1 protein-coding gene is annotated in these 916 nt (G+C 68.7%); it reads left to right on the top strand.

Annotated elements, in window-relative coordinates; translation table 11 throughout:
- Nucleotides 1–234: 234 nt before the first annotated feature.
- A partial coding sequence (locus OC373_RS18700; protein WP_261998277.1) for a TolC family protein occupies nt 235–916 on the top strand: 682 nt, incomplete at its 3' end.

The following is a 916-nucleotide window of genomic DNA, read 5'->3' as shown; positions in this document are numbered from 1 at the left end:
ACGGCCACGATTGCGAATCGAAAGTTCCGTCGGCGGACAAGGCTCTCTGTGACACTCATTGCAACGAGGGGGGCATCTCGGCAGATAGTGGGCGCATCCCCCCGATCCCACCGTTGTTTGACTGCCCCGCACATCCGTGCGGCGCAGTGCTGTGCGTTCGTGCCGTGCGCGTCACGGCATGTGCTCCTGCCCTCGTCTGAGCGACCTGCGTCGCGTCGGCACAAGGACACTGATATGGCATCCCTGTTCGAACGGTTTCAGGCTAGACGCCTGCACCCTCGCCTGCTGATCCGCCGTCGGCCACCGCTCCGGCACCTGCTTTCCTTCGTGCTCGCCGCCGCATTGTGGACGCTGGCGCTGCCTGTCACCGCAACCGAACCCATACCAGGGCACAGCCTCGAGTCGATCCGCGCCTGGGTTCTCGCGCACAACCCCGAGCTGCGGGCGCTGGACTTCGAGGCACAGGCGGCCGAAGCACGGATCCAGCCAGCGGGTGCCCTGCCCGACCCGACGGCCTCCGTTGGATTCCGCGGCCTCGATCCGGACAAGCCCTGGCGAAGCGCCGGTGCTGACCGCGAGCTCGACTACGCGCTGCGCCAACGCTTCCCGCTCTGGGGCAAGCGCGGCCTGGCGCGGACCGCGGCCAGCCAAGACGCGGTCGCGGTCGGGCTCGACCGCATCACCACTGCGCGGGATCTGCTGGCTGACGCCGAGGCGGCCTACGCACGCTACTGGCACGCCGATCAAGCCGTGGCCATACTCGATCGCCGCATCGCCCTGCTCCGCCAGGTCGAAGAGATTGCCGGGGTGCGCTACGCCCTGGGCCGCGCGGCGCAGCAGGATGCCATCCGTGCCCAAGTCGAGCAGACCAGCCTCAAGCGCGAGCGGATCGAACGCCTCGCGGCCAAGCAGGAGG

Origin of the sequence: Stenotrophomonas sp. Ste96, from assembly GCF_024519495.1 — a bacterium.
Lineage (GTDB): Bacteria > Pseudomonadota > Gammaproteobacteria > Xanthomonadales > Xanthomonadaceae > Stenotrophomonas > Stenotrophomonas bentonitica_A.
The sequence above is the reverse complement of the archived record's forward strand: the minus strand, read 5'-3'. Positions and strand labels throughout refer to the sequence as shown.